A 24,210-nucleotide genomic window follows, 5' to 3' on the forward strand; every position below is an offset into this window, starting at 1 on the left:
GTAATTAAAAGTATGAATGATAAAGACCTTTCGACAAAACAAACTTTTCGTCGCTTGTGGCCGATAATTGCGCCTTTTAAAGCGGGTTTAATCGTTGCAGCAATAGCACTTATCATAAACGCAGCGGGTGACGCATTTATGATTTCTTTATTAAAACCTTTATTGGATGAAGGCTTTGATAAAGCAGATAATGACGTTTTAAAATGGCTTCCGCTTGCGGTGTTAGGGTTAATGGTTGTTCGTGGTGGGTCTAGCTTTGTTTCAACCTATTGTGTTTCATGGGTTGCAGGTAAAGTCGTGATGAACATGCGACGTAAACTGTTTGGCCATATGATGGGAATGCCCGTTAGTTTTTTTGACCAACAATCAACAGGAACACTGTTATCTAGAATTACTTATGATTCAGAACAAGTTGCATCTTCTTCTTCTGGGGCATTAATTACAATTATTCGTGAAAGTGCTTATATCATCGGGTTATTTGCGATGATGTTCTATTATAGCTGGCAGCTTTCTCTTATTTTAATCGTGATCGCCCCTGTTGTATCAGTCACTATTCGTATCGTTTCTAAGCGTTTTCGTAAGATTAGTAAAAACATGCAAACGGGTATGGGGCATGTGACGGCAAGTGCAGAACAAATGCTAAAAGGGCACAAAGAGGTTTTAATTTTTGGTGGCCAGAAAGTTGAAACTGAACGTTTTAATAAAGTCAGTAACAACATGCGCCGTCAAAATATGAAAATGGTAACCGCTTCAGCAATCTCAGACCCTATTGTTCAGTTAATTGCATCATTTGCATTAGCATTTGTTCTTTATGCTGCGAGCTTTCCCGAAATTCGCGATGAATTAACATCAGGAACAATTGCAGTTGTTTTCTCATCAATGTTTGCCTTGATGCGTCCATTAAAATCATTAACTAACGTTAACTCACAATTCCAACGTGGTATGGCGGCTTGCCAAACGTTATTTGCAATCTTAGATTCGGAACAAGAAAAAGATAACGGAACTAAAGTACTTAAAGAGGTTAAAGGGGATATTAAATTTGAACATGTCACCTTTACCTATGCAACCAAAGAACATCCTGCGTTAGATGATGTATCGTTTATTTTGCCTGCAGGGAAATCAGTTGCTCTAGTTGGGCGATCAGGCTCAGGTAAGTCCACTATTGCAAATTTGATTACACGTTTTTATGACATTGATGAAGGCTCTATTCAAATTGATGGTCATGATATCCGTGAATACACATTATCCTCATTACGTAGCCAAGTCGCGTTAGTTTCTCAACATGTTTATCTATTTAACGATACGATAGCGAATAATATTGCTTATGCAACAGACGGTAGCTACAGCCGCGAACAAATAGAGAAAGCAGCAGAAATGGCCTATGCAATGGATTTCATTGTTAAACTTGAGAAAGGCCTAGATACAGTTATTGGCGAAAATGGTGTGATGCTTTCTGGCGGACAACGTCAAAGAATAGCGATTGCTCGAGCGCTGCTACGCGACGCCCCAATTCTTATTCTTGATGAGGCAACATCTGCACTAGATACAGAGTCTGAGCGTGCTATTCAAGCGGCTCTTGATGAGTTACAGAAAAATAGAACATCCTTGGTCATTGCTCATCGGTTATCGACGATAGAAAATGCGGATGAAATATTAGTTGTACAAGATGGCCGGATCATTGAGCGTGGTGACCATAAATCGCTATTAGCTCAAGATGGCGCATATTCACAGTTACATAGTATTCAGTTTAAACAATGATAGAACGTATTTGGTCTGGTAAATCATGGCTGTATCTTTTATTACTGCCGTTGTCTTTCCTTTATGGATTGGTAACGGTAATTAGGGATATAGCTTATAAAATCGGGCTGAAACGTTCATGGAAAGCGCCAATTCCAGTGGTAGTGGTGGGAAACCTGACAGCGGGGGGGAATGGTAAAACCCCTGTTGTTATCTGGTTGGTGGAATCACTCACCAAAGAAGGCTACCGCGTGGGGGTTGTTTCTCGAGGGTATGGCGGTAAAGCTGAAAAGTACCCGTTGATACTCGATGAAACGACCACAACTGAAGTTGCAGGGGATGAACCTGTATTAATTTTTCATCGTACTAAATCCCCTGTAGCCGTTGCACCCAAGCGCAGTGATGCAGTTAAAGCCTTACTAGAAAAGTTTCCACTAGATGTAATTATTACTGATGATGGGTTGCAACACTATGCATTGCAACGTGACTACGAAATAGTCGTAATTGATGGTCAACGTCGTTTTGGTAATGGGTGGTGGTTACCCGCAGGGCCTATGCGCGAAAGAGCTGGGCGTTTGAAGAGTGTTAACGCTGTCATTGTTAACGGTGGTGAAGCTCAAAAAAATGAAGCTTTAATGGCCCTTGAAGGCGATGTTGCTTGTAACCTTGTTAGTGGTGAAAAACGAGCGGTTACACAATTGCCTGCAGTTATCGCAATGGCAGGTATTGGTCATCCTCCTCGTTTTTTTGCCTCATTAGAAAATAAAGGGGCCGAGGTCATTAGTACCCATGCTTTTGCTGATCACCAGTCATATGAATTAAAACAGCTTTCACGGTTAGTTAAAAATGAGCAAAACTTATTGATGACCGAAAAAGATGCTGTAAAGTGCCGTGCTTTTGCACAACCCAATTGGTGGTTCCTTCCAGTCCAAGCGCACTTACAAGCTCCTGACGCTGAAAAAATCTTAAGCGGAATAAAAAAACTTATCACAAATAACAAAAAAACTTGTCTATAACGTTCCTCTGTGATAATAATATCGCCAATGTGATATAGATCCACTTATTATGTATCTAGATGCAATACATTAATAATTGGATTTTATACTAGCTTAAATTTTACGCTCCGTTCTTTAGTTAGTCTTCATATCCTCGCATAATCTATATTGTAAAGTCGCTGTCATCGTGTTTTGTCATCATAATGTCAAAATAGACTGTTAACTTCGCAGTAGATTTGCGGTGTCTGAAATTTACATACATGAGCGTTATAAAATATGCACAATGATTTGTGCGCATGAATTGGTAAAGTTTAATTACTCTTTGATGTATTAATAGATCAGCAGTTTATAAATGGGAAGCAAGAAAGAGTAATGATACAAAGATAAAAAATATTGTTCTCAGAACAAAAGGAGTTTTAATATGAATTTTCAATTACATATGGGTCGAGTTAAATGGTTTGATGCAAAAGAAGGTTACGGTTTTATTTCCCCATTCAATGGTGGTGATGATGTATTTGTGACAACAAAGTCAATTGCTAATAAAAAAATCAAATCATTATTCGAAGGTCAAAACGTTGAGTTCTCTGTTACTCGTAATTCGAATGGCATAACGGCAGCTGACGTTATTGCTTATTAAATAATAAACAGAACAATTTCTCCTGCTTTTATCCTCTCATCTCACGCAGGAGATCTTATTCAGGAAGATTAAAGTTAACGGTGATATCTGCATGTGATATCCTGACTCCAAGTGAGTTAAAATCCATTCAGGAGAAAACATGGATCACCGTTTACTTGAAATCGTTGCCTGTCCTGTATGCCACGGCAAATTAAGTTATAACAAAGAAAACCTCGAACTTATTTGTAAGTTTGATCATCTAGCCTATCCCATTCGTGATGGCATCCCTGTATTGCTAGAAAATGAAGCCCGCCCTGTTTCATTAGATGAAGGCCAGTAATCATCATGTTTACGGTTATTATTCCTGCTCGTTATGCATCAACACGTCTACCCGGTAAACCTTTGGCTGATATCCATGGCAAGCCAATGGTTGTTCGAGTGATGGAGCAAGCTATTAAGTCGGGGGCTAGCCGGGTGATAGTTGCGACAGATCACTCTGATGTTGCTAAAGCGGTGATTGAAGCAGGCGGTGAAGCCTGTATGACAGACCCAAATCATCAGTCTGGAACAGAAAGGTTGGCTGAAGTTATTGATACATACGCTTTTTCTGACAATGAAATTATCGTAAATGTGCAAGGTGATGAACCTTTAATTCCACCTGAGATTATAAGCCAAGTGGCTCATAACCTTCAGGGGAGCAAAGCTGAAATGGGGACACTGGCTGTGCCCATTAATGATGCTCATGAAGCGTTTAATCCAAATGCAGTCAAGGTTGTTACTGACCACGAAGGTTATGCACTGTATTTTTCTCGGGCAACCATTCCTTGGGATAGAGACAACTTTGCGAAAAGCCAAGACACAATAGGTGATACCTTTTTACGCCATATTGGTATATATGCTTATCGCGCAGGGTTTATTCGTCGTTATATTAAGTGGGAAGCGAGTCCATTAGAAAAAATCGAAATGCTAGAGCAACTTAGGGTGCTTTGGTACGGAGAAAAAATTCATGTGGATGTTGCGAAAACCACGCCAGGCGCTGGTGTTGATACCCCTGAAGATCTTGAACTCGTTAGAAAGCAATTTATTCAGTAGTCAGTATTTTCTTAATAGCCAAAATGGCCAATATACGATTTAGCTAAACGAAAGGTGTAATCTCAATAGGTTACACCTTTTTTGTTGTTATTCAGCAGCAATAGCTTCAGGCGTGGCAAGCTGTTCTTCTAACGCTTGTGTATTATTGGGTTTTAAATGCCACCAAATGGTACCAAGAAATTCATACCAAGCACGTTCACTATGACCAAAATAATATGAGGAAGGAATGTATTTCTCCCATGGATTAATTTCACTCGTGATAACCAACTGATTTGCGGGTGCAGGGAAAGGGGTCATTCCTCGTTGAGTAAACATGGTCATCGCTCGAGGCAGGTGATTAGCAGAAGTTACTAATAAAAAAGGTGATTTCCCAATAATTTTTTCAACTTCATAAGCTTCCTCTTGTGTATCTTTGGGTTCAGTGAGGGGGATAGTATCTTGTGCTGGGACACCCAAGGATTGCGCAACTTGTGCGGCAACTTCGGCACTGCTGATGGTGCTACTCGCTTTACCGCCAGTGAAAATAAGTTTACTACCAGGGTGTTTAAGATAAAGGCGAACACCTTCAGTCACTCTAGGTAAGCTATTATTCAATAGATTAGAGCTTGGGCTCCAATCCGGGTTATATGTAAAGCCACCTCCTAGCACAACAATATAACGTACATCTTGAGGAGGTGTTTCAGTAATCAGTTCATAGCGTTTATTAAATTGCTTTTCTGCAGGGGCAAGCAAAGTATCTGAAATAGGCTGTAATCCCAACAAGGTTATGAAAACTAAACTTAGAGTAGTCAACGTCTTCCCACAACGCTGCCAGCGTGTGAACCAGAGCAAAAGCAGCCCAATAAACCCGACGATGAGCAATAATGGTAATGGCATCAATAGAGAACCAATATATTTTTTTAAGATAAATAACATAACTAAGCCTATTCTTATGGGGTATCGAGCCACCATTGCGGTGGTATCTGCAGAAAAAATACGTAATAAAACGGCTAAACTAGAGGAAAAATAACAACATGGTGTTTAATAGCGCCAAAATGAAATTTGCTGGGCACAATAAAGTACTATGCAAAAATATAGCTATTATCTGTTATAATTCCTGTTTTAACAGTCGCCTCGCATTGTATGTGATAAGTGCAATGTAATGTGAGAATATTTCTGGTTAGCGTTGATTTTTCCATAATCAAGATGTAATCAACCATTTTACGTTTTTTCGCGACAAATTGGCTCATAAACCGCTTTAAATAATAGATGATAGGTAACCGGATAGCACATGGCAGACCGCAACTTTGATGATATTGTCGATAAATTTGCAAAAAATATCTACGGAACGACAAAAGGAAAAATACGAGAAGCGGTAGTTTGGCAAGATTTAACTCAATTATTGCACAGCCAATTTGAGGGTAAAACCCTAAAAATACTTGATGCAGGCGGTGGTGAAGGGCACTTTTCACGCAAACTCGCCGAAATGGGGCATCAGGTGATACTTTGCGATTTATCTGAAGAGATGTTAGAACGAGGCAGTGAGCTTGCCAAGGAACAAGGTATTAGCGATAACATGCGTTTTGTACATTGTGCGGTGCAAGATGTTGCACAATACATTGATGAACCTGTTGACCTTGTTCTGTTTCATGCGGTACTTGAATGGATTAGCGATCAAAAATATGCAATTGAACAACTGGTAGATATAATTAGACCAGAAGGCGTATTTTCTGTCATGTTCTATAATGCAAATGGTCTGGTGATGCGTAACGCAATTTTGGGAAATTTTCATCTTGCAACGCCACATATTCAACGTCGTCGTAAACGCTCGTTATCACCGCAAAAACCGCTTTTTCCTCATCAAGTTGATGCTTGGTTGAGTGAGTGTAATATGCAAATTATCGGTAAAAGTGGTGTTAGGGTATTTCATGACTATTTACAGAGTCGGCAGTTACAGCAAAAAGATTTTCCAGCATTGTTGGCATTAGAGCAGCAGTATTGCCGTGAAGAACCCTATATTAGTATGGGTCGTTATATTCATGTCATGGCACGCAAACAAATACAAAAGGACGATTTATGAGTGATTTTTCCCAGACCGTCCCTGAACTTGTGTCTTGGGCACGAAAAAATGATTTTTCGATTTCACTTCCTGCTGAACGTTTAGCATTTTTGCTTGCGGTGGCGGTATTAAATAGTGAAAGAGTCAATGGTGAAATGAGTGAAGTGGAGCTGGTTGATGCCTTTCGTGAGGTCTGCAAAGGGTTTGAACAAACCACAGAATCTTTGGCAGTAAGAGCCAATAATGCCATCAATGATATGGTTCGCCAGAAGATATTTAACCGTTTTGCCAGTGACATTGTTGAAGGTAATGCCATTTACCGCTTAACCCCTCTGGGGATCGGTATCAGCGATTATTATATTCGTCAGCGAGAGTTCTCAACATTAAGACTTTCTATGCAGCTTTCTATTGTCGCAGGAGAACTGCAACGTGCCGCTGAAGCCGCAGAAGAAGGGGGCGATGAATTTTATTGGCATCGTTACGTGTTTGCTCCACTAAAATATTCAGTTGCTGAAATTTTTGACAGTATTGATTTATCGCAACGCATTATGGATGAACAACAAAATTCAGTAAAAGAAGATATTGCGGCATTATTAAATCAAGACTGGCAGGCAGCTATTGCTAACTGTGAGCAATTACTATCAGAAACATCAGGTACATTGCGTGAGTTGCAAGACACATTGGAAGCCGCAGGGGATAAACTGCAAGCGAATTTATTACGTATTCAAGAAGCCAATATGAATGCGCCGGTGTTCTCTGATTTAGTGGATAGGTTGGTTTTTGACCTGCAAAATAAACTAGACCGTATTGTTAGCTGGGGTCAACAATCTATCGATTTATGGATTGGTTATGATCGTCATGTTCATAAGTTTATCCGTACAGCTATCGATATGGATAAAAATAGAATATTTTCTCAGCGGTTACGTCAATCCGTTCAGCACTACCTTGATAGCCCTTGGGCACTCACTTACGCCAATGCGGATCGGTTATTCGATATGCGTGATGAAGAGCTCGCATTGCATGATGAAGAAGTGATGGGTGAATTACCACCAGAGCTTGAATTTGAAGAGTTTAGTGAATTGAATGACAAGCTTGCAGAGCTAATGGAAGTTGAGTTAGCCATTTATAAAGCAGAGCAACGGCCGCTCGATGTTGGCCGTGTGTTGCATGACTATTTACTGCAATATCCACAAAAACGTCATTTTGATGTAGCTCGAATTATTATCGACCAAGCTGTTAAATTAGGTATCGCAGAGGCTGATTTGGCGGGGTTACCGGCAGAATGGCAAGCTATTAATGATCACGGAGCCAAGGTACAGGCACATGTCATCGACAAATATTGAACAATTTATGCCAGTTAAGCTGGCTCAAGCATTAGCTAACCCGATTTTTCCAGAGCTAGACAGCCAATTGCGTTCAGGTCGCCATATTAGTGTTGATGACCTTGATAACCACGCATTTTTGATGGATTTTCAGGAAGCATTAGAACAATTTTATGCACGATATAACGTAGAATTAATTCGTGCCCCTGAGGGGTTTTTCTATTTACGCCCACGCTCAACAACTCTCATACCACGCTCGGTGTTGTCTGAATTAGATATGATGGTTGGGAAAATCCTTTGTTATCTCTATCTCAGCCCTGAACGCTTGAGTAACCAAGGTATTTTTACCTCACAAGAGTTATTTGAAGAATTACTATCATTAGCGGATGAAAGCAAATTACTTAAATTTGTTAATCAACGTTCGACAGGTTCTGACTTAGATAAACAAAAACTGCAGGAAAAACTCAGAACATCACTCAACCGTTTACGTCGCTTGGGAATGGTGCACTTTCTGCAGAATGATCCGAGTAAATTTATTATTAGCGAATCTGTATTTCGTTTTGGCGCTGATGTGCGTAGTGGTGATAACCCACAAGATGCACAGTTACGGATGATCCGTGATGGTGAAGCTATCTCTCTTGAAGGGGAATTATCGCTGAAAGACAGTGAAGAAGAGGGTGGCGAAGAGAATCAAGAACCGGCAGAAAGTGATGAGGATGAAGAATAATGATTGAACGCGGAAAATTTCGCTCACTGACGCTGGTGAATTGGAACGGTTTTTTTGCCCGAACTTTTGACCTTGATGAATTAGTGACCACATTATCGGGTGGTAATGGTGCGGGTAAATCAACCACAATGGCGGCGTTTATTACCGCGATGATCCCTGATTTAACCTTACTTCACTTCCGTAACACAACGGAAGCGGGCGCGACCTCTGGTTCTCGTGATAAAGGCTTACACGGGAAATTACGCCCAGGTGTCTGTTACGCAATTTTGGATGTGTTAAATTCGAAGCACCAGCGTGTCATGGTGGGTGTGCGTTTACAACAAGTCGCAGGGCGCGATAAAAAAGTTGATATTAAGCCGTTTATGGTACAAGGCATTCCACTGGCGACGGTGCCTACGGAAATATTGACAGAGGTTATCGATGGCCGCCAAGCAAAAGTGATCCCACTTAATGAACTAAAAGAGCGCCTTGAGGAACAGGAAGGCGTTTTGTTCAAGCAGTTTAACTCAATTACTGACTACCATTCGATTCTGTTTGAATTAGGGGTTTTACCTAAACGTTTACGTTCCGCGAGTGACCGAAGCAAATATTATCGCCTGATTGAAGCGTCACTATATGGTGGTATTTCTAGTGCCATTACTCGCTCATTACGTGATTATTTATTACCTGAAAACAGTGGGGTACGTAAAGCATTCCAAGATATGGAAGCGGCTTTGCGTGAAAACCGTTTAACATTAGAAGCCATTCGTGTAACGCAATCAGACCGTGACTTATTCAAGCATTTGATTAGCCAAGCGACTGATTACGTTTCTGCGGATTATATGCGCCATTCCAATGAAAGACGTATTCACCTTGATGCAGCACTGGCTGCACGCAATGAGCTATTAGCCAGCCGTAAACAATTGCGTGTTGAACAGGTTCGAAGCGTCGAAATGGCGCGTGAGTTGAATGAGCAAAATGGCGCTTCTACAGAATTAGAAGCAGACTACCAAGCGGCCAGTGACCACTTGAATTTAGTACAAGCCGCGCTGCGTCAGCAAGAGAAAATTGACCGTTATCAAGCGGATATCGAAGAACTGACGTATCGTCTTGAAGAACAAAGTGAAGTCGTTGCTGAAGCAACTGAAACTCAAGAAGAATATGAAGCGCGAGCTGAAGCTGCTGAAATTGAAGTTGACGAATTAAAAAATCAACTCGCCGATTACCAACAAGCTCTGGATGTACAACAAACACGCGCTATTCAGTACCAGCAAGCCTTGCATGCCTTAACGCGTGCTCGTGAATTGTGCCAACTTCCTGAATTATCCATTGATAATGCAGATGAATGGTTAGATACCTTCGAAGCACGCGAACAGCAAGCAACCCAAGCGTTATTAGCGCTTGAGCAAAAAATGAGTGTGGCAGATGCCGCACATAGCCAATTTGAGCAAGCCTATCAATTAGTTAGAAGTATGATAGGGGAAGTTAGCCGCAGTGATGCATACCAACAAGCGCGTACATTACTACGTGATTGGTCCTCACAACAACATTTAGCGGATCGCGTACAGCCATTGCGTATGCAGCTATCTGAATTGCAACAACGTCTGAATAGCCAGCAAAATGCTGAACGCTTATTGGCAGAGTTTTGTAAGCGTCATGGCCAAAGTTATGAGCCCGATGAGCTTGATGCATTAATGGCTGAGCTGGAAGCACAGCAAGAAGAGCTTAGTATTGGTGTGAATGAGAGTGGCGAAAAACGGATGCAAATGCGCCAAGAATTGGAGCAGATCCGCCAGCGTATTAGCCAACTTTCATCTAAAGCCCCTGCATGGATTATGGCTCAAGAAGCGCTAACACAGCTTAATGAACAGTCCCATGAAACGTTTGAGTCAAGTACTGCTGTGACTGAGTTTATGCAGCAACTCCTCGAACAAGAGCGGGAAATAACGGTTGAACGAGATGAAGTTGCTGCGCAACGTAAAGATCTCGAAAAGCAAATTGAGCGACTAAGCCAGCCAAGTGGTGCGGAAGATAGCCGCATGTTAGCGTTGGCAGAGCGTTTCAATGGTGTGTTGTTATCTGAAATTTATGATGATATTACCATCGAAGACGCAGCTTATTTCTCCGCGCTATATGGTCCTGCGCGTCACGGAATTGTGGTGCAAGACCTTGATGCAGTTCGCAATCAACTGGATTCGTTACAAGATTGCCCAGATGATGTGTATTTTATCGAGGGAGATCCATCTTCTTTCGACGATAGCGTTTTTGATGCGCAAGAGTTTGAAAATGCGGTATTAGTCCGTTCGTCTGAGCGTCAATGGCGTTACTCTCGTTATCCTGAGTTGCCTTTGTTTGGTCGTGCCGCACGTGAAAGCCATTTAGAGTCGTTAACGGCTGAACGTGATGAGCTCGCTGAGCGCTATGCGAATCTGTCATTTGACGTACAGAAAATTCAGCGTTCACACCAAGCATTCAGCCGGTTTATAGGCCAACACATTTCAGTGGCCTTTGAAGATGATCCAGAAGCTGAAATTCGTACACTCAACCAAAAACGTTCGGAAATTGAACGTGCTTTAGCTCAATTTGAAGAGCAAACTCAGCAACAGCGTCAACAATTTGCCCAAGGTAAAGAAAGCCTTGCGGCTCTTAATCGCTTATTACCTCAAATGGGGTTATTACTCGATGAAACATTGGCGGACAGAGTTGAAGAGATAAACGAAGAGCTAATGGAAGCGGAAGAAGCGGCACATTTCCTGAATAAACATGGTGATGCGTTAGAAAAATTAGAGCCGATTGTGACGGTGTTACTCAGTGATCCTGAACAACACGAGCAATTACGCAAAGATTATGAGTCAGCAAAACACAGCCAGCAAAATGCGAAACAGCAAGCTTTTGCATTAGTAGAGGTTGTTCAGCGCCGTGCTCACTTTAGTTACAGTGATTCAACTGGAATGGTGAATGAAAACGCGGACCTGAATGAAAAACTACGTCAACGTTTAGAGCAGGCAGAAACCGAGCGTACACGTGCTCGTGAACAATTACGCCAGCACCAAGCACAAAGTGCACAGTTCCATCAAGTTCTTGCCTCGTTACGCAGTTCTTTCGATACCAAACAAGAGATGCTGAAAGAGCTCGAAGTCGAGATGCAAGAAATTGGCGTAAAAGCCGACCCTGACGCCCAAGATCGCGCTCGTATCCGACGCGATGAGCTGCACCAGCGGGTTATGGAAAACCGTAGTCGTATTAACCAGTTAGAAAAACAGCTGACATTATGTGAAGCTGAAATGGATAATTTACAGAAGCGCCTTCGTAAGTTAGAAAAAGACTACTATATGCTGCGTGAGCAGGTCGTGACAGCAAAAGCAGGTTGGTGTGCGGTAATGCGCTTGGTGAAAGACAATGGCGTTGAGCGTCGTCTACACCGGCGTGAGCTGGCTTATACTGACGGTGATAGCTTACGTTCGATGTCGGATAAAGCCTTAGGAGCGTTGCGTTTAGCGGTTGCAGATAACGAACATTTACGCGATGTACTGCGTTTATCCGAAGATCCAAAACACCCAGAACGGAAGATAAAATTCTTTATCGCAGTATATCAACACCTACGTGAACGTATTCGCCAAGATATTATTCGAACTGATGACCCGATTGATGCAATCGAGCAAATGGAAATTGAACTGGCGCGTTTAACGGAAGAGCTAACAGCGCGTGAGCAAAAATTGGCGATCAGTTCAAAAAGTGTGGCGAATATTATTCGTAAAACCATTCAGCGCGAACAGAATCGCATTCGTATGCTAAACCAAGGGCTGCAAGCTGTAGCATTTGGTCAGGTTAAAGGGGTTCGCCTCAATGTGAATATTCGTGAAAGTCATGCATTGTTACTGAGTGTGCTTTCTGAAGAGAGCGAAATGCATCAAGACTTATTCACCAGCCAACGGTTAACATTCTCCGAAGCAATGGCTAAGTTATACCAACGCCTCAACCCTCAAGTGGATGTTGGGCAACGCTTGCCGCAAACTATTGGTGAAGAGTTACTCGATTACCGCAACTACTTAGAGTTAGAAGTTGAGGTTAACCGAGGCTCTGATGGTTGGTTAAAAGCAGAAAGTGGTGCGTTATCAACCGGTGAAGCGATTGGTACGGGGATGTCCATTTTAGTGATGGTAGTACAAAGCTGGGAAGAAGAGTCCCGCCGTTTGCGTGCGAAAGATATTATTCCTTGCCGTTTATTATTCTTAGATGAAGCTGCACGATTAGATGCTAAATCAATTGCAACCCTATTTGAACTGTGCGACAGATTAGAAATGCAGCTAATTATTGCGGCGCCAGAGAATATTAGTCCTGAGAAGGGCACAACCTATAAGCTAGTTCGTAAAGTGGTCGGTAATCATGAACATGTGCATGTAGTTGGCTTAAAAGGCTTTGGGCAAGAAAACCCGACTGTACAAGCCCCAACATTGCAGTAATAGTTTTTGTGAGTGAAACAAAGGCCGGTATTTAGGAATAAATATCGGTTTTTTTTATATGCTAATTAGGTGGCAAAGAAAGCGTCAGGTAAAACTTTTAATTAAAATAAAATTCATCTATGTTTAAACCACTAATACACTTTTGAATTCATTATGATGAAAATAATTCTTTTTCTCATTAATCGTTAGCTTAGCTGTACATAATCTGAAAAAAGGAAAATTAGCCTATTCCTATAACATTACTGCTAAAATTAAATACAATAAAATTGTAATTATAATAAAAATATTATTATCCATGTTGTAAATTAAGGTGGATGTATGGCAAAGAGAAGAGTGAGAGCTCTGCAAGTCTCGGTAATATGCGGGTTGATGGCGTTACAGTTTCCCGCATTCTCAAATGAAGAAAATACGCAGCAAAGTGTTTCTGAAGTTCAAACGATAGCTTCGGTAACACCTACAGAAAGTTTAGTCAAAATAACACAGTCGCTTCCTGCGGATGTGAAACCTATTTTTTCTACGCAATTAGCAAAATTATACGCTGATAGGCAAATGCAGTTATTGTGGCAAGATGAAACGGCAATTAGCCAATTTCAGCAACAACTGGCAGAATTATCCCTTTCTGGAGTTCAGCCTCAATTTGGGGAGTGGCTAGCGATACTGGAAAATAACCAGTTAAATGAGCTAGGCCGTGACGTTATTTTATCTGATGCCATGCTTGGCTATTTACAGTATTTATCTTCGATAGAAGCGAGTGGGCAATATTGGTTATACACCAATCGGCCTTATAAAATTATTGCTCCAACGGCCGCTCAAATGAAACCATGGATAGATGCCGTCGAGTCTAATAATTTAAGTGGCTGGGTTAAATCGCAAGCCCCGAGTCACCCAATGTATTTGCCAATGCGCAAAGAAATGTTGAAATTATTGGCGATCCCGGAAGATAACCTGGAAATTGTGGGGACGAAAACATTAAAGCCAGGGCAGTCTAGCGATGATGTGGTTATTTTGCGTCAAATCTTGCAACGTGAAGGGTTACTTGAAGGTGGAAATGTAACCGAAGACATCGCACCTCCTGAAACAATGGCTCAAGTTGCAGAACTGGCAACTGAACAAACCGCTGAATCGACAGGAACACTTGATGCACCTGCGAGCTCCGTGTCGAAAGTATATGATCAAGAACTCGTCGATGCGGTAAAAAAATTCCAATTGCAATATGGCTTAGAAGCAGACGGTGTTGTTGGAAAAGGCACGCGTGTTTGGTTAAACATGCAGCCTAAGCAGAAAGCAGGTTTAATGGCACTCAATATTCAACGCTTACGTATTATACCTGCAAGTAGTGGGACAGGGATTTTAGTTAATATTCCTGGTTACTCTTTAGATTTCTATTTAAATGACGAAGTGATTTTAGACTCTAAAGTGATTGTTGGCCGTGCTGATCGCAAAACACCGATCATGAGCAGTGCGCTAAATAACGTAGTCATTAACCCGCCTTGGAGTGTGCCGACCAGTATGGCACGTAAAGATATTGCTCCAAGAGGAAAACAAGATCCAAGTTATTTTAGCCGCAAAGGGTATACGGTTTATTCAGGTTGGGGAGCGGACTCATATGAAATTAACCCATATGCTATTGATTGGGATAATATCACCCCAGCTAATTTTCCATATCGCATTCGACAGGCACCGGGCCCGACTAACTCATTAGGGCGCTATAAGTTTAATATGCCGAGTTCAGATGCGATTTATTTACACGATACACCAAACCATAGTTTATTTAATCGCAATGCGCGTGCAATAAGCTCTGGATGTGTGCGAGTGAATAAGGCAAGTGAATTAGCCAGTATTTTATTAGGTGATGCAGGTTGGGAACAAAAACGCATTGATGGTGCGTTGAAAGAGGGGTCAACACGGTATGTGAATATACCCGATAGGATCCCAGTTTTTCTGTACTATCAAACTGCTTGGATAGATAAAGACCAGCAACCACAATATCGAGCCGATATTTATCAGTATGATAATTCGATTAATAATGCAGATAAATATTTGCCAATATTGAAAAAGATTTTACACTAATTGTAGGTTTTAATTTGAAGGGGGGATTTTCTCCCCTTAATTATTTTAAGAGTTAACTGCTTGAGCGCTGTTTTTTACACATTTCCATTCTGTGACCTTACCTCTAGAATCCGTTTTTATCTTATTTATTCCGTTGTTTTATGGTTCCTCAATCATTACTATTTTGTTTATCTTTGATAAAGGCAGCATGTTTTGTGTCTTAAATTGCATGTTTCGAGCAGTTCTAGTGATAAAACTCTCTTTTTGACGAAAAATGCAATAAAATTTCCGCGAAGTATGCATATCTTTACATAATTATACATTAAAGATAAGCATGATTTGCTAGACTCAATAGGTTGCCAAAATTTTATTGATTAATACTGAAAATATTAGAGTCTGAGCTATCACCTATGGATATAATTGATCAATCCCGCAGAAAGTGGTTAGGTATTGGGGCCGCAACAGTTGGCCTTAGTTTATTACCAAGCCATGTATTTGCTGCGATGACGACCCCTCGACCACGTATTTTGCGTTTTCAAAACATTAATACAGGCGAATCGCTAAAAACCGAGTTTTTTGACGGACGCCGTTATAATAAGTCTGAATTAGCGCGTTTAAATCATTTTTTCCGTGACTACCGTTGCGACAAAGTAAAAACTATTGACCCAAAACTGTTTGACCAAATCTATTTATTACAAATGATGATGGGAACAAACAAACCTGTCCAACTGATCTCTGGTTATCGTTCTTTAGAGACTAACAATAAATTGCGTAGTAAAAGCTCTGGCGTGGCAAAGAAAAGTTACCATACCCGTGGGCAAGCGATGGATTTCCATATCGAAGGGCTACAACTGAGTAATATCCGCAAAGCTGCGCTAAAAATGAAAGCGGGTGGCGTTGGTTATTATCCTCGAAGCAATTTTATACATATTGATACAGGACCTGCAAGAACGTGGTAATCTGTGCATAGGTGACACAGATTACGGAGTAATTGCTCGATGAAATATACTATTATCCCAGTAACACCATTTATGCAAAATTGCCACGTTATTTGGGATGAAAATACGTTAGATGCAGTCGTTGTTGACCCCGGCGGAGAAGCTGAAAAATTAATTTCTGCTATTGAAAACCTTGGGCTGAAGTTAACTAAAATTCTGTTAACGCATGGCCATTCTGATCATATCGGCGCATCAGCTATCCTTTCTAAGCATTTTTCAGTGCCTATTTATGGCCCACAAAAAGAAGACGCCTTTTGGATTGAAAACCTCGCGGAACAAAATGCGATGTTTTATATTGGTGAATGCCCTGACTTTACGCCGGATTACTGGTTAGAAGAAGGGGACAAAGTGACTTGCGGCAATATTACATTTGATGTACTGCATTGTCCTGGTCATACACCCGGCCACATTATTTTTGTGAATCACACCGATAAATTAATTTCAATGGGTGATGTCCTTTTTAAAGGGGGCGTCGGCCGAAGTGATTTTCCACGCGGTAACCATCAAGACTTAATTTCCTCTATAAAAAACAAAGTATTACCTCTAGGTGATGATTTTCAGTTCATTCCAGGACATGGCCCCATGTCAAATTTAGGTTTTGAGCGTAAAACAAACCCTTTCTTGCAAGATGAGTTACCCGTTTGGTAATTATCTAATCTGACTTAACCCCCTTAATTACAGGGGGTTTTTATAACTTACTATTAATCATCTCATAAAAAATAATCACTAACACTATGTCCTAATTGTTCCCAACTTAGTTTGGGAATGCCTGGAATTTTGCTATTTTCTTATCGAACAAATAATTGTTTGTTTTAATAATAAACAAATAATTAATTGAAATAATTAGTGAAATTACAATCTTCAGGGAAATAAGAGCATGGATGATAAGGATGTTAACGCTGCAACTCAAGGTAATGGCAAAACAGGACGAGACTATTCGAGTATCAATTTACAACTTAAACCGTTGGCAGAAACAACCCCGCAAGTCAAAACGGGCATTCCAGTTAGTCATCAACACATTTTTACGAAAATAGCGAGTGAAGAAAATATTATTATTGGTATACGGCCGATAGATGCTAAATCAACGAATTTAATTGAGTCGGGGGAGTACAGTAGTAAGGGATTGGCTATCAAAGGTAAAAGTGCAGATTGGGGGCCTCATAGTGGTTTTATCCCAGTACAACAGGAGTTTGCTAAAAAATCAGGCCGAGCTAACAGTGACGAACTTAATCGCCAGCTTCAAGGGCTAATTCAATCCGGTAAGGTAATTAGTGTCCATTTAGAGATTAGCACTCAGCGAATAAATGAATTATGTCAACTTAGTGCTGTCTCACCATTAGAACTCATCAATGATGAGGGTTATTATCGTACTACATCCATTGTTGATGGCATCGAAAAAGTTTTTTTCTTGAAAAAAAATGCGGATAAAACATCAGATAGCTGGAAAGTTTACTATCTGGAAAACGAACAGTTTACTGAGTTCTTTGTTATTGGTGATACTAAAACGGGTAGGCCAATCACGGCAGATTATGATTTATTTAGCATTATATTTCCAATATCAGATTTAGAGCATTATATCAATGTGAGAGAAATGCCATCTTGGGAAAAATGGAAGGCTAGTGTCAATTATGATGAATTATCAGTAAAGGAAAAAAAATTATTTAATAATAAAGCTGAATATGATCGCTATGAGGGACAGGATAACGGCTTTAGTAATAAGAAAATAAAACAGCTCAAGGATAAGATGAATCACCAGCTAGGCCGAAAGAGTGGATTTGAATTAGTCCATCACGGTGCTGATGATGCTAACCCAGCCAGCGTTATGAGTGAAAATTTTCCGATAACTTTTTTCTTACCTGAAAATTTGAAAGGAAAAAATAAACTTAAAGGGACAACTGAATCAATTGAGACTTATTTTCCAATGAATTCTAATGGCTCTATTATTATTGATAATGTAGAACAATTATCTAATTTTCAACAATTGTTAATTAATCAGGGATATCGTGCCCCATTAAATAAAAGATGGAGCGAAGGTGATAATGGGAAATTATTTGAACCAAAAAGGAAAATATCAGATAGTTATTTAAAAGGGTTAGCATTAATTAACCGAAAAAAAAGCATTAATGATAATGCTGAAAGTAAAGAAAGTAATAAAAAATCCAATGATAAATTTATTACAGATATTGATGATGAATTCAAAGATATCCATCTAGATGACAATAAGCGTAAACCTACTCTTGCAGAAGAGCACGGAACAGAAATCAAGAATGCAGATCTCTTTGATAACCATTTGAATAAAAACAAAAAAACAAATGGACTGGAAATAGTTGAAAATTCACATCATTCGATTATTAATACATTAGAAAAAATAGCACTAAAAGAAATTTCGCTTCAAGAAATCAATAAGACTGAACACGCTCATTTATTGAAGTACTTTTCCGATGAAAATGGAAATATTGATGTTAAAAAATTAAAAATCGTGGTGTCAGATCCATTAGTTAACCGAAAATTAAATGAATTTCTAAGTCTAGAATTTGAAGATAATATACTATCACTAGAGTCATTATTTGAACTTAAACTATCAAGTCGTTATCAACAACAAGCGGTTGACATTCAGACATTATTATCCGCGATAAGAGATGACATATCGATATTAAATCACTTAAGTGAGCGTTCACAGACGTTATTAATGAAGCTATTTCCTGCAGGTAGTGGGGTCGATAAAGGAAAAATTTTAGCGATAGTTGCAGATGATCATAAATTTATTCTATTTAATAATAAATTGATGGAGTTTAGTAAATTATCTCCAACCAATTTTATTGGAGAAAATGCGTCGTTAAAACAATATTCTTTTGCAGAGGCATTTAGTATTTATGAAGATAACCAAGAACAGCGATTGGCTCAGTTTAACCAACAATTAATTAATGGTAGTAAAGTTGAATTAGTGGACCATGGGGTTATTCGTTCAGGCCCTCAAAGTCGAGTGATGGACCAAATTTTGGGGGGAGTATACGCGGTTGAGTTGTATTTAGCGGGGAGTGACTCAGCTCGAAATTTTATAGAACGCAAAGCACAAATAGAGAGAGTCACAGTGAAAAAGGTATCGACATCTTCAGAAAAATCTCTGTTGATGAAGATGGCACAGTACAGCCAAGATATTAATACTGAGATTAATAAAAATGGAATATCAATAGCGGATCAACCGATAAGAAATTTATTTTCAACAGTTAAGGATACCAATAACGTAATAATATTCTTAAAGGGTAAATCGGTCACTTACACAGTAACTCATGTGCAACGTTATGGCGGTTACGAAATTAGCTTGTTTGATCCCCAAGGACTCCAGCTTAGTGTAAAAAATAAGACTTCTTGGCAAGCTCAACAACAATTCAAACAGCGAATTAAGCATTATTTTAATGAAAATGTCGAATTTTCTGATGGTGAGTTTAGAGCAGATCTCCAGTTTATTGATTTAGACTCTACGGATTTTAAAAGCGCATTATCTTCTTTACGTAACCAACGACAATCAATTATTGAACAACCTGAATTTACATTACCAAAAAACTGCTGGGTCACTATTAATGGTGAAAAAATTGCGTTTGCCAAATTACAACAATTAGGTGCCACTATTGATGGAAAAACGATTTCCTTAAGTGATATCAATAGCCCTGATCTACATCATAAAATTCGTTTTTCCCCAGATAAGCTAGCGATGTATTTCACATTAATGGAAGGTGGGAAAGAAGATCTCTCTTTTATTAAAGTGTTCCATGAGCAATTAAAATCTGCGGATATCCACCAATTAATTGAGCGCCAAACTAACTTTACTGAGTCGGGTGTATTAAGAAAACAGTTTGAATACTTAGCGAATAACATTGATATTCAGCAAGATGCTATCTCTTCTTCTGTTTTATTTAAGGTTCGTCAAGAAGGTAAGAGGCTTTCTCAACTTCGACGCTTGACAAATCGTTCAGGGCAAATAATGGGGACAGCCGGAGCTATTCAAAGTTTGATTAGCGCGTATGCAATTTTGGATAAATTAGATAACCCCGATATTAGTGATGAGGAAATTAAAGAGTTAGAAAAACAGTTTTATTTACTTGCAGCATCTGCCTTGTTTAATTATGGCGATATGATAGTGCGACCGATGCTATTAAATATTGCCTCCAGTAAGGGAGCAACTTCGTTGGTTCGTGCGAGGATTGCCTCGGGAACAGTCGTGATTTTCAATTTGGTCGGGATGGGAATTGATGTTTACCAAGCCTACGATAGTTTATCTAAATTAGACAGTGTCACAGACCCGAAACAACGCCAAGATCTTATCGTAAACGCATCTTTCTCTATTGCTAGCGCAGTGGTCAATGGGGTTACCATTATTGGTATTTTAGTGGGTTCTTCTGTTATTCCTGTCGCTGGGTTAGTTATTGGAGGTATATTGCTGGTGGGGGGCTGGGTTTATAACGGTGTTCGTGCGGTTGAAAACATCAAAGGAGTTATTGATATTGACTGGGATCGTGAATTAGAGGAGGGGATCCGTGGTGCTTTAGGTTTAGACCCAACCATACGTACTCAGCAAGAAATAAATACACAACATTATATTAATGCTTTCAAAGAGCAAGATTGGAATATGGATCTGGCTTTATTTGAAAATAATATTGCGCAAGCCGGGTTTGATCACCATCTCAGTATTATTGAAAAACCTACCTATGAAAATGAGCTTCGATATTATCTGGTTGATAATAATGATAACTATTTCTATGGCAAGTTGGGGAATTTATATGTAGAGGCAGGAAATACGACAGTGCGGTTTTTACGCAAAGAAGCGCCTTCATTTACTGCTGAAGAAATTGAGTTCATTTTACAAAATGAAATTGTCAGAACAACTGCGTGGTTTAGAAGTTTAGGGCATCTTTATGAAGATATAGGGCTGTCTATTCACCATGATTTTTTTATTAAATCAAAAGAGAAAGAGGTTTTTGATCTTAAAAATACCGGTAGTATAGCTACTCATGAGCGTTATTCTTTAAATTCTACTTATAAAAACTTGTTATTAGATGAATTTAAAGTACGACACCAAATTTTAAATGATGAATTATCAATACCTTTTCAAGGTCAGTTAATAAATTCCAATCCAGAACAAATTAGTTTTTATTCGAAAAAAACCGAATTTGGAGTATTAGGGCAACAGATATTCAGAGAAAACGAACGTATTTTCAGTGAGCATTTAGTGAATAACATTCAACGAACAGCCTTATATATTGAAAATGCCAGTAGTAAAGGGACTAGCTGGAATACGGCTAATGGTAATGACGTTGTAATTGGTAAAAAAACACAGAAAAATGCTTTTCAAGTACTATCAGGTGAGAAGTATTTTGCAGGGGGAGATAAAAACGATCTATTTTTTATTCGAGATAGCTGTTTAGCATCGTTAACCTCTCGAGGGGGAAAGAAGCCGACTAAGTACCTAGATGGCCAAGGAGGACAGGATACTGTCATTATTGATAGCCTACCAGATGGCTATCGTGTGTATGCAGATCTCAACAGAAATATATTGCACTATCAGCGACAAGGAAATCATCCCTATACTCCCGTTGCCCATTTACAAAGCATGGAAAACCTGATGGTAAGAGGGAATAGTAATGATTGTTTACAGGGAAATGATACGGCAAACATATTAGATGGTGGGTTAGGAAACGACAGATTAGAGGGGAAAGGAGGAGATGATAAACTCATTTTAACTCAAGGTATTGCTGTTGGTGGTGAGGGAAATGATAGTTACCATATTCGCCGTTATGAGTGGCTTGACCATGCTGACAACTTGTATCTTACAGAGCGCTATTTTGATGGAAAAGAAAAAGCAGTTAAAACGCGAAAACAGCTAAACCCTATTTATACACAAAGTCGCCATAATTTTCAGGCGAAAGTGGTTATAAAAGAAGCTAATTGCCAACAAAGTCGAGTCTCTTTAGAGTATTTTTTTAATGAAATAAAGCAAGTTCAGCTAGACGGCAACAACTTGGTTTTAACAGTTAAACAACCCAAAAATAGTATTGATGGCCACTTTTTTCAAAATGTGGAAAGTGAAGTCATTATTGTTCTCGAAAATGTGAAAGATGCTAATTCGAAGACGCCCCACCATGTATATCGGTTACAAACCCTTGATGGTTGGATGATGACAACGGTAATAGATGAAAAACATCCTAACCAGTATTTCAATTTAAGCTATATACAAGAAGGGGATCAATTAGCATCTAAAGACGAAAAGTCTGTCAAAATAGATGAGTCAACAGGTACCATAACGATAGATCAATCTCGCCATTATAAAGCGCCTAAATGGGGGCGGTTTATTCCAATAGGTCATGCTGAACACTTAACCTACCGTGGAAATAGCCAAAACAATGTATTACTACTAATAAAATTAGGTAGTTATATTGAAGTTAGCCATGGAATAGATACCTATCAAATTGTACAAAATAAAGATGAGTACGGTGAGGTTGAGTTCGATTTTTCTAAAGTTAATAACAGCTATACGGATAAGGACAGCTTGTGCCTATTATTGCCTACTGTAAATGGTTATTCGCTGAATATGGATGATGGACAGCTATACAGCTTAGATAAATTTGGGCAAAAAAAATTGACTATCAAGTTTACTAATGTGGGCAATAATCTCTCTGATGTTGTCTTAGTTCAAGATAAGCATAGCAACTTATTTAAAGCCAATTTACAGGAAAATAGCCTATCACCAGTAAACCCAGTTAAAGAAAGTAGTGCGGGTGACGATCAAATTATATTGCCAATGGGCTATCACTCCGAAAAGCATATCATTGATGCTCAAAATGGTGATGACACTATTATCAATAAGGGCTCAGAAAGCTATGTCCTGCTGGGAGGAGATGGTGATGATAATATTAAAGCCAACGGTGGAAATAACCTATTATATGGTGGTGCTGGGGACAACTTTATTAGTGGTGGCTCGGGGGATGATTTACTGTTATCCAGTCGAGGAAACGATACGTTAATGGGTGGTGCAGGTGATGACCACTACTTAATTGATGGTCATCAGCCTGGTGTTGTTTATATTGAAGACCAGATTGGAAATAACCATATTCACTTGGTCAATTTTAAACGCGAACAAATTGAAGGTGGTGATTCAAAATATCAACTTTATGTTTCAGCAGCCGGTAAATTGGTAAAAATTAAGGTATCTCATGATGATGAAGGGAACTTTAACATTCATCACTATGAAAGGCTGGACGAAAAATTTAACTCCTCTACCGCTGACGGGATGACGACTCTCACTAATTATTTATCTGAAAAACTCTATAAAGCAAAACAATCAGGGGAATTCACGACTTGGAAACCGGTTGATGAGCTTGCAAGCACATTAAATGGCGTGGTAGTCAATAAGGGTGAAGCTAGACCTTTAAACCTAACATTGAGAGATGATGGTATTGTATTACATCAGGAAAACTCTAGAAATAATTGGCTTATTGATACGTTAGCTGGCAATGATAACGTTATGGATATGACTCAACATGGGCGAATTATCAAAGGCGAGAGTGGTAACGATAAGTTGATAACCCTTGGTGGTGAAAATGTGCTATATGGTGGGCAAGGTAATGATATTTTATTGGCTCAAGGTATGCATCGAGATGTGCTCATCTCTTTAGATGGAAAAGACCAATTAGGGGCAGCTCAAGGGGACGACCTCTATATTGTCAGTGGTCATGGTAAAGGAGATGTGAAGATCACTGATTTTGAGGGGCGTAATCAGGTGGTACTAATTGATTTTGATACTGATGAAGTCAATTATGAACAATTGTCAGATAAGGTTGCTGAAACAACATATCGCTCAAAGAGCGGCAGGCAGGTGACGCTATCCCATAACAACCATATTGGGTCAATGAATAGTGTCATGCAGGTGCGTCATCTCAATAGTTACCAGCAATTATCAAAACAACATATAGAGCAAACCATCGACCGTTTGATTCAGTTGCTTGTTGAGGAGCGAATTGATTATGAAAGTAATCTCGACCTTAGTATAAATAACAGTAATTATAGAAAGAATTGGGGGGCGGTACACATAACTGAGCGCTTCCTTAGCCACCTTAAATAGTTGTTGATAAAAATAGCCAGTCAGTAATGCTACTGACTGGCATGATATTAAAGATGCTGTTTTATTCTTTTCAAAAGG

General features: G+C 39.5%; 14 protein-coding genes. 13 read left to right on the top strand and 1 reads right to left on the bottom strand.

Going from position 1 to position 24,210, the window contains the following annotated elements:
* Positions 1 to 12 precede the first annotated feature (12 nt).
* From msbA to kdsB, 5 genes are all read left to right on the top strand, one after another.
* Positions 13 to 1,758: a lipid A ABC transporter ATP-binding protein/permease MsbA gene (gene msbA / locus PR800_RS00850; protein ID WP_166268065.1), complete on the top strand. Its 1,746-nt coding sequence runs from the start codon at positions 13 to 15 to the stop codon at positions 1,756 to 1,758.
* A complete protein-coding gene (gene lpxK / locus PR800_RS00855; RefSeq protein ID WP_272529964.1) occupies positions 1,755 to 2,753 on the top strand; it encodes a tetraacyldisaccharide 4'-kinase in 999 nt (332 codons plus the stop codon). The genes msbA and lpxK overlap by 4 nt, the downstream gene beginning before the upstream one ends.
* 400 nt (positions 2,754 to 3,153) lie before the next feature.
* On the top strand, positions 3,154 to 3,369 hold the full coding sequence (locus tag PR800_RS00860) for a cold-shock protein (protein WP_102138484.1): 216 nt from the start codon (positions 3,154 to 3,156) through the stop codon (positions 3,367 to 3,369).
* 139 nt (positions 3,370 to 3,508) lie between these two features.
* Positions 3,509 to 3,688 carry a Trm112 family protein gene (locus PR800_RS00865; protein ID WP_004256203.1) on the top strand — a complete coding sequence of 60 codons (180 nt, stop codon included), beginning with the start codon at positions 3,509 to 3,511 and terminating at the stop codon, positions 3,686 to 3,688.
* Between the two features lie 5 nt (positions 3,689 to 3,693).
* Complete coding sequence (gene kdsB, locus PR800_RS00870) at positions 3,694 to 4,440, top strand: 3-deoxy-manno-octulosonate cytidylyltransferase (protein ID WP_102138485.1); 747 nt, start codon at positions 3,694 to 3,696, stop codon at positions 4,438 to 4,440.
* An 87-nt stretch (positions 4,441 to 4,527) separates the two neighbouring features.
* On the opposite strand, the gene elyC is transcribed toward kdsB, so the two are convergent.
* Complete coding sequence (gene elyC, locus PR800_RS00875) at positions 4,528 to 5,355, bottom strand: envelope biogenesis factor ElyC (protein ID WP_102138486.1); 828 nt, start codon at positions 5,353 to 5,355, stop codon at positions 4,528 to 4,530.
* 355 nt (positions 5,356 to 5,710) lie between these two features.
* On the opposite strand from elyC, the gene cmoM reads away from it, so the two are divergent.
* From cmoM to PR800_RS00915, 8 genes are all read left to right on the top strand, one after another.
* The gene (gene cmoM, locus PR800_RS00880; RefSeq protein ID WP_102138487.1) at positions 5,711 to 6,499 is read left to right on the top strand and encodes a tRNA uridine 5-oxyacetic acid(34) methyltransferase CmoM; all 789 of its coding nucleotides are present in this window, start codon (positions 5,711 to 5,713) and stop codon (positions 6,497 to 6,499) included.
* A complete protein-coding gene (mukF, locus tag PR800_RS00885) occupies positions 6,496 to 7,821 on the top strand; it encodes a chromosome partition protein MukF (protein WP_102138488.1) in 1,326 nt (441 codons plus the stop codon). The genes cmoM and mukF overlap by 4 nt, the downstream gene beginning before the upstream one ends.
* Entirely contained in the window at positions 7,802 to 8,527 is a 726-nt protein-coding gene (gene mukE, locus PR800_RS00890) for a chromosome partition protein MukE (protein ID WP_102138489.1), read from the top strand. Before mukF ends, mukE begins: the two co-directional genes overlap by 20 nt.
* The gene (gene mukB, locus PR800_RS00895) at positions 8,527 to 12,969 is read left to right on the top strand and encodes a chromosome partition protein MukB (protein WP_239978484.1); all 4,443 of its coding nucleotides are present in this window, start codon (positions 8,527 to 8,529) and stop codon (positions 12,967 to 12,969) included. Before mukE ends, mukB begins: the two co-directional genes overlap by 1 nt.
* Before the next feature lie 318 nt (positions 12,970 to 13,287).
* Complete coding sequence (ldtD, locus tag PR800_RS00900) at positions 13,288 to 15,039, top strand: L,D-transpeptidase (RefSeq protein WP_239978483.1); 1,752 nt, start codon at positions 13,288 to 13,290, stop codon at positions 15,037 to 15,039.
* 389 nt (positions 15,040 to 15,428) lie between these two features.
* Positions 15,429 to 15,977 carry a YcbK family protein gene (locus tag PR800_RS00905; RefSeq protein ID WP_102138492.1) on the top strand — a complete coding sequence of 183 codons (549 nt, stop codon included), beginning with the start codon at positions 15,429 to 15,431 and terminating at the stop codon, positions 15,975 to 15,977.
* Between the two features lie 39 nt (positions 15,978 to 16,016).
* Positions 16,017 to 16,664, top strand: coding sequence for an MBL fold metallo-hydrolase (locus PR800_RS00910; RefSeq protein ID WP_102138493.1), 648 nt, complete (start codon positions 16,017 to 16,019; stop codon positions 16,662 to 16,664).
* Between the two features lie 229 nt (positions 16,665 to 16,893).
* The gene (locus PR800_RS00915) at positions 16,894 to 24,132 is read left to right on the top strand and encodes an anthrax toxin-like adenylyl cyclase domain-containing protein (RefSeq protein WP_272529967.1); all 7,239 of its coding nucleotides are present in this window, start codon (positions 16,894 to 16,896) and stop codon (positions 24,130 to 24,132) included.
* The last annotated feature ends 78 nt before the right edge of the window (positions 24,133 to 24,210 follow it).

This window comes from Providencia sp. PROV205, assembly GCF_028479505.1.
In the GTDB taxonomy this organism is placed as follows: Bacteria; Pseudomonadota; Gammaproteobacteria; order Enterobacterales; family Enterobacteriaceae; genus Providencia; species Providencia huaxiensis.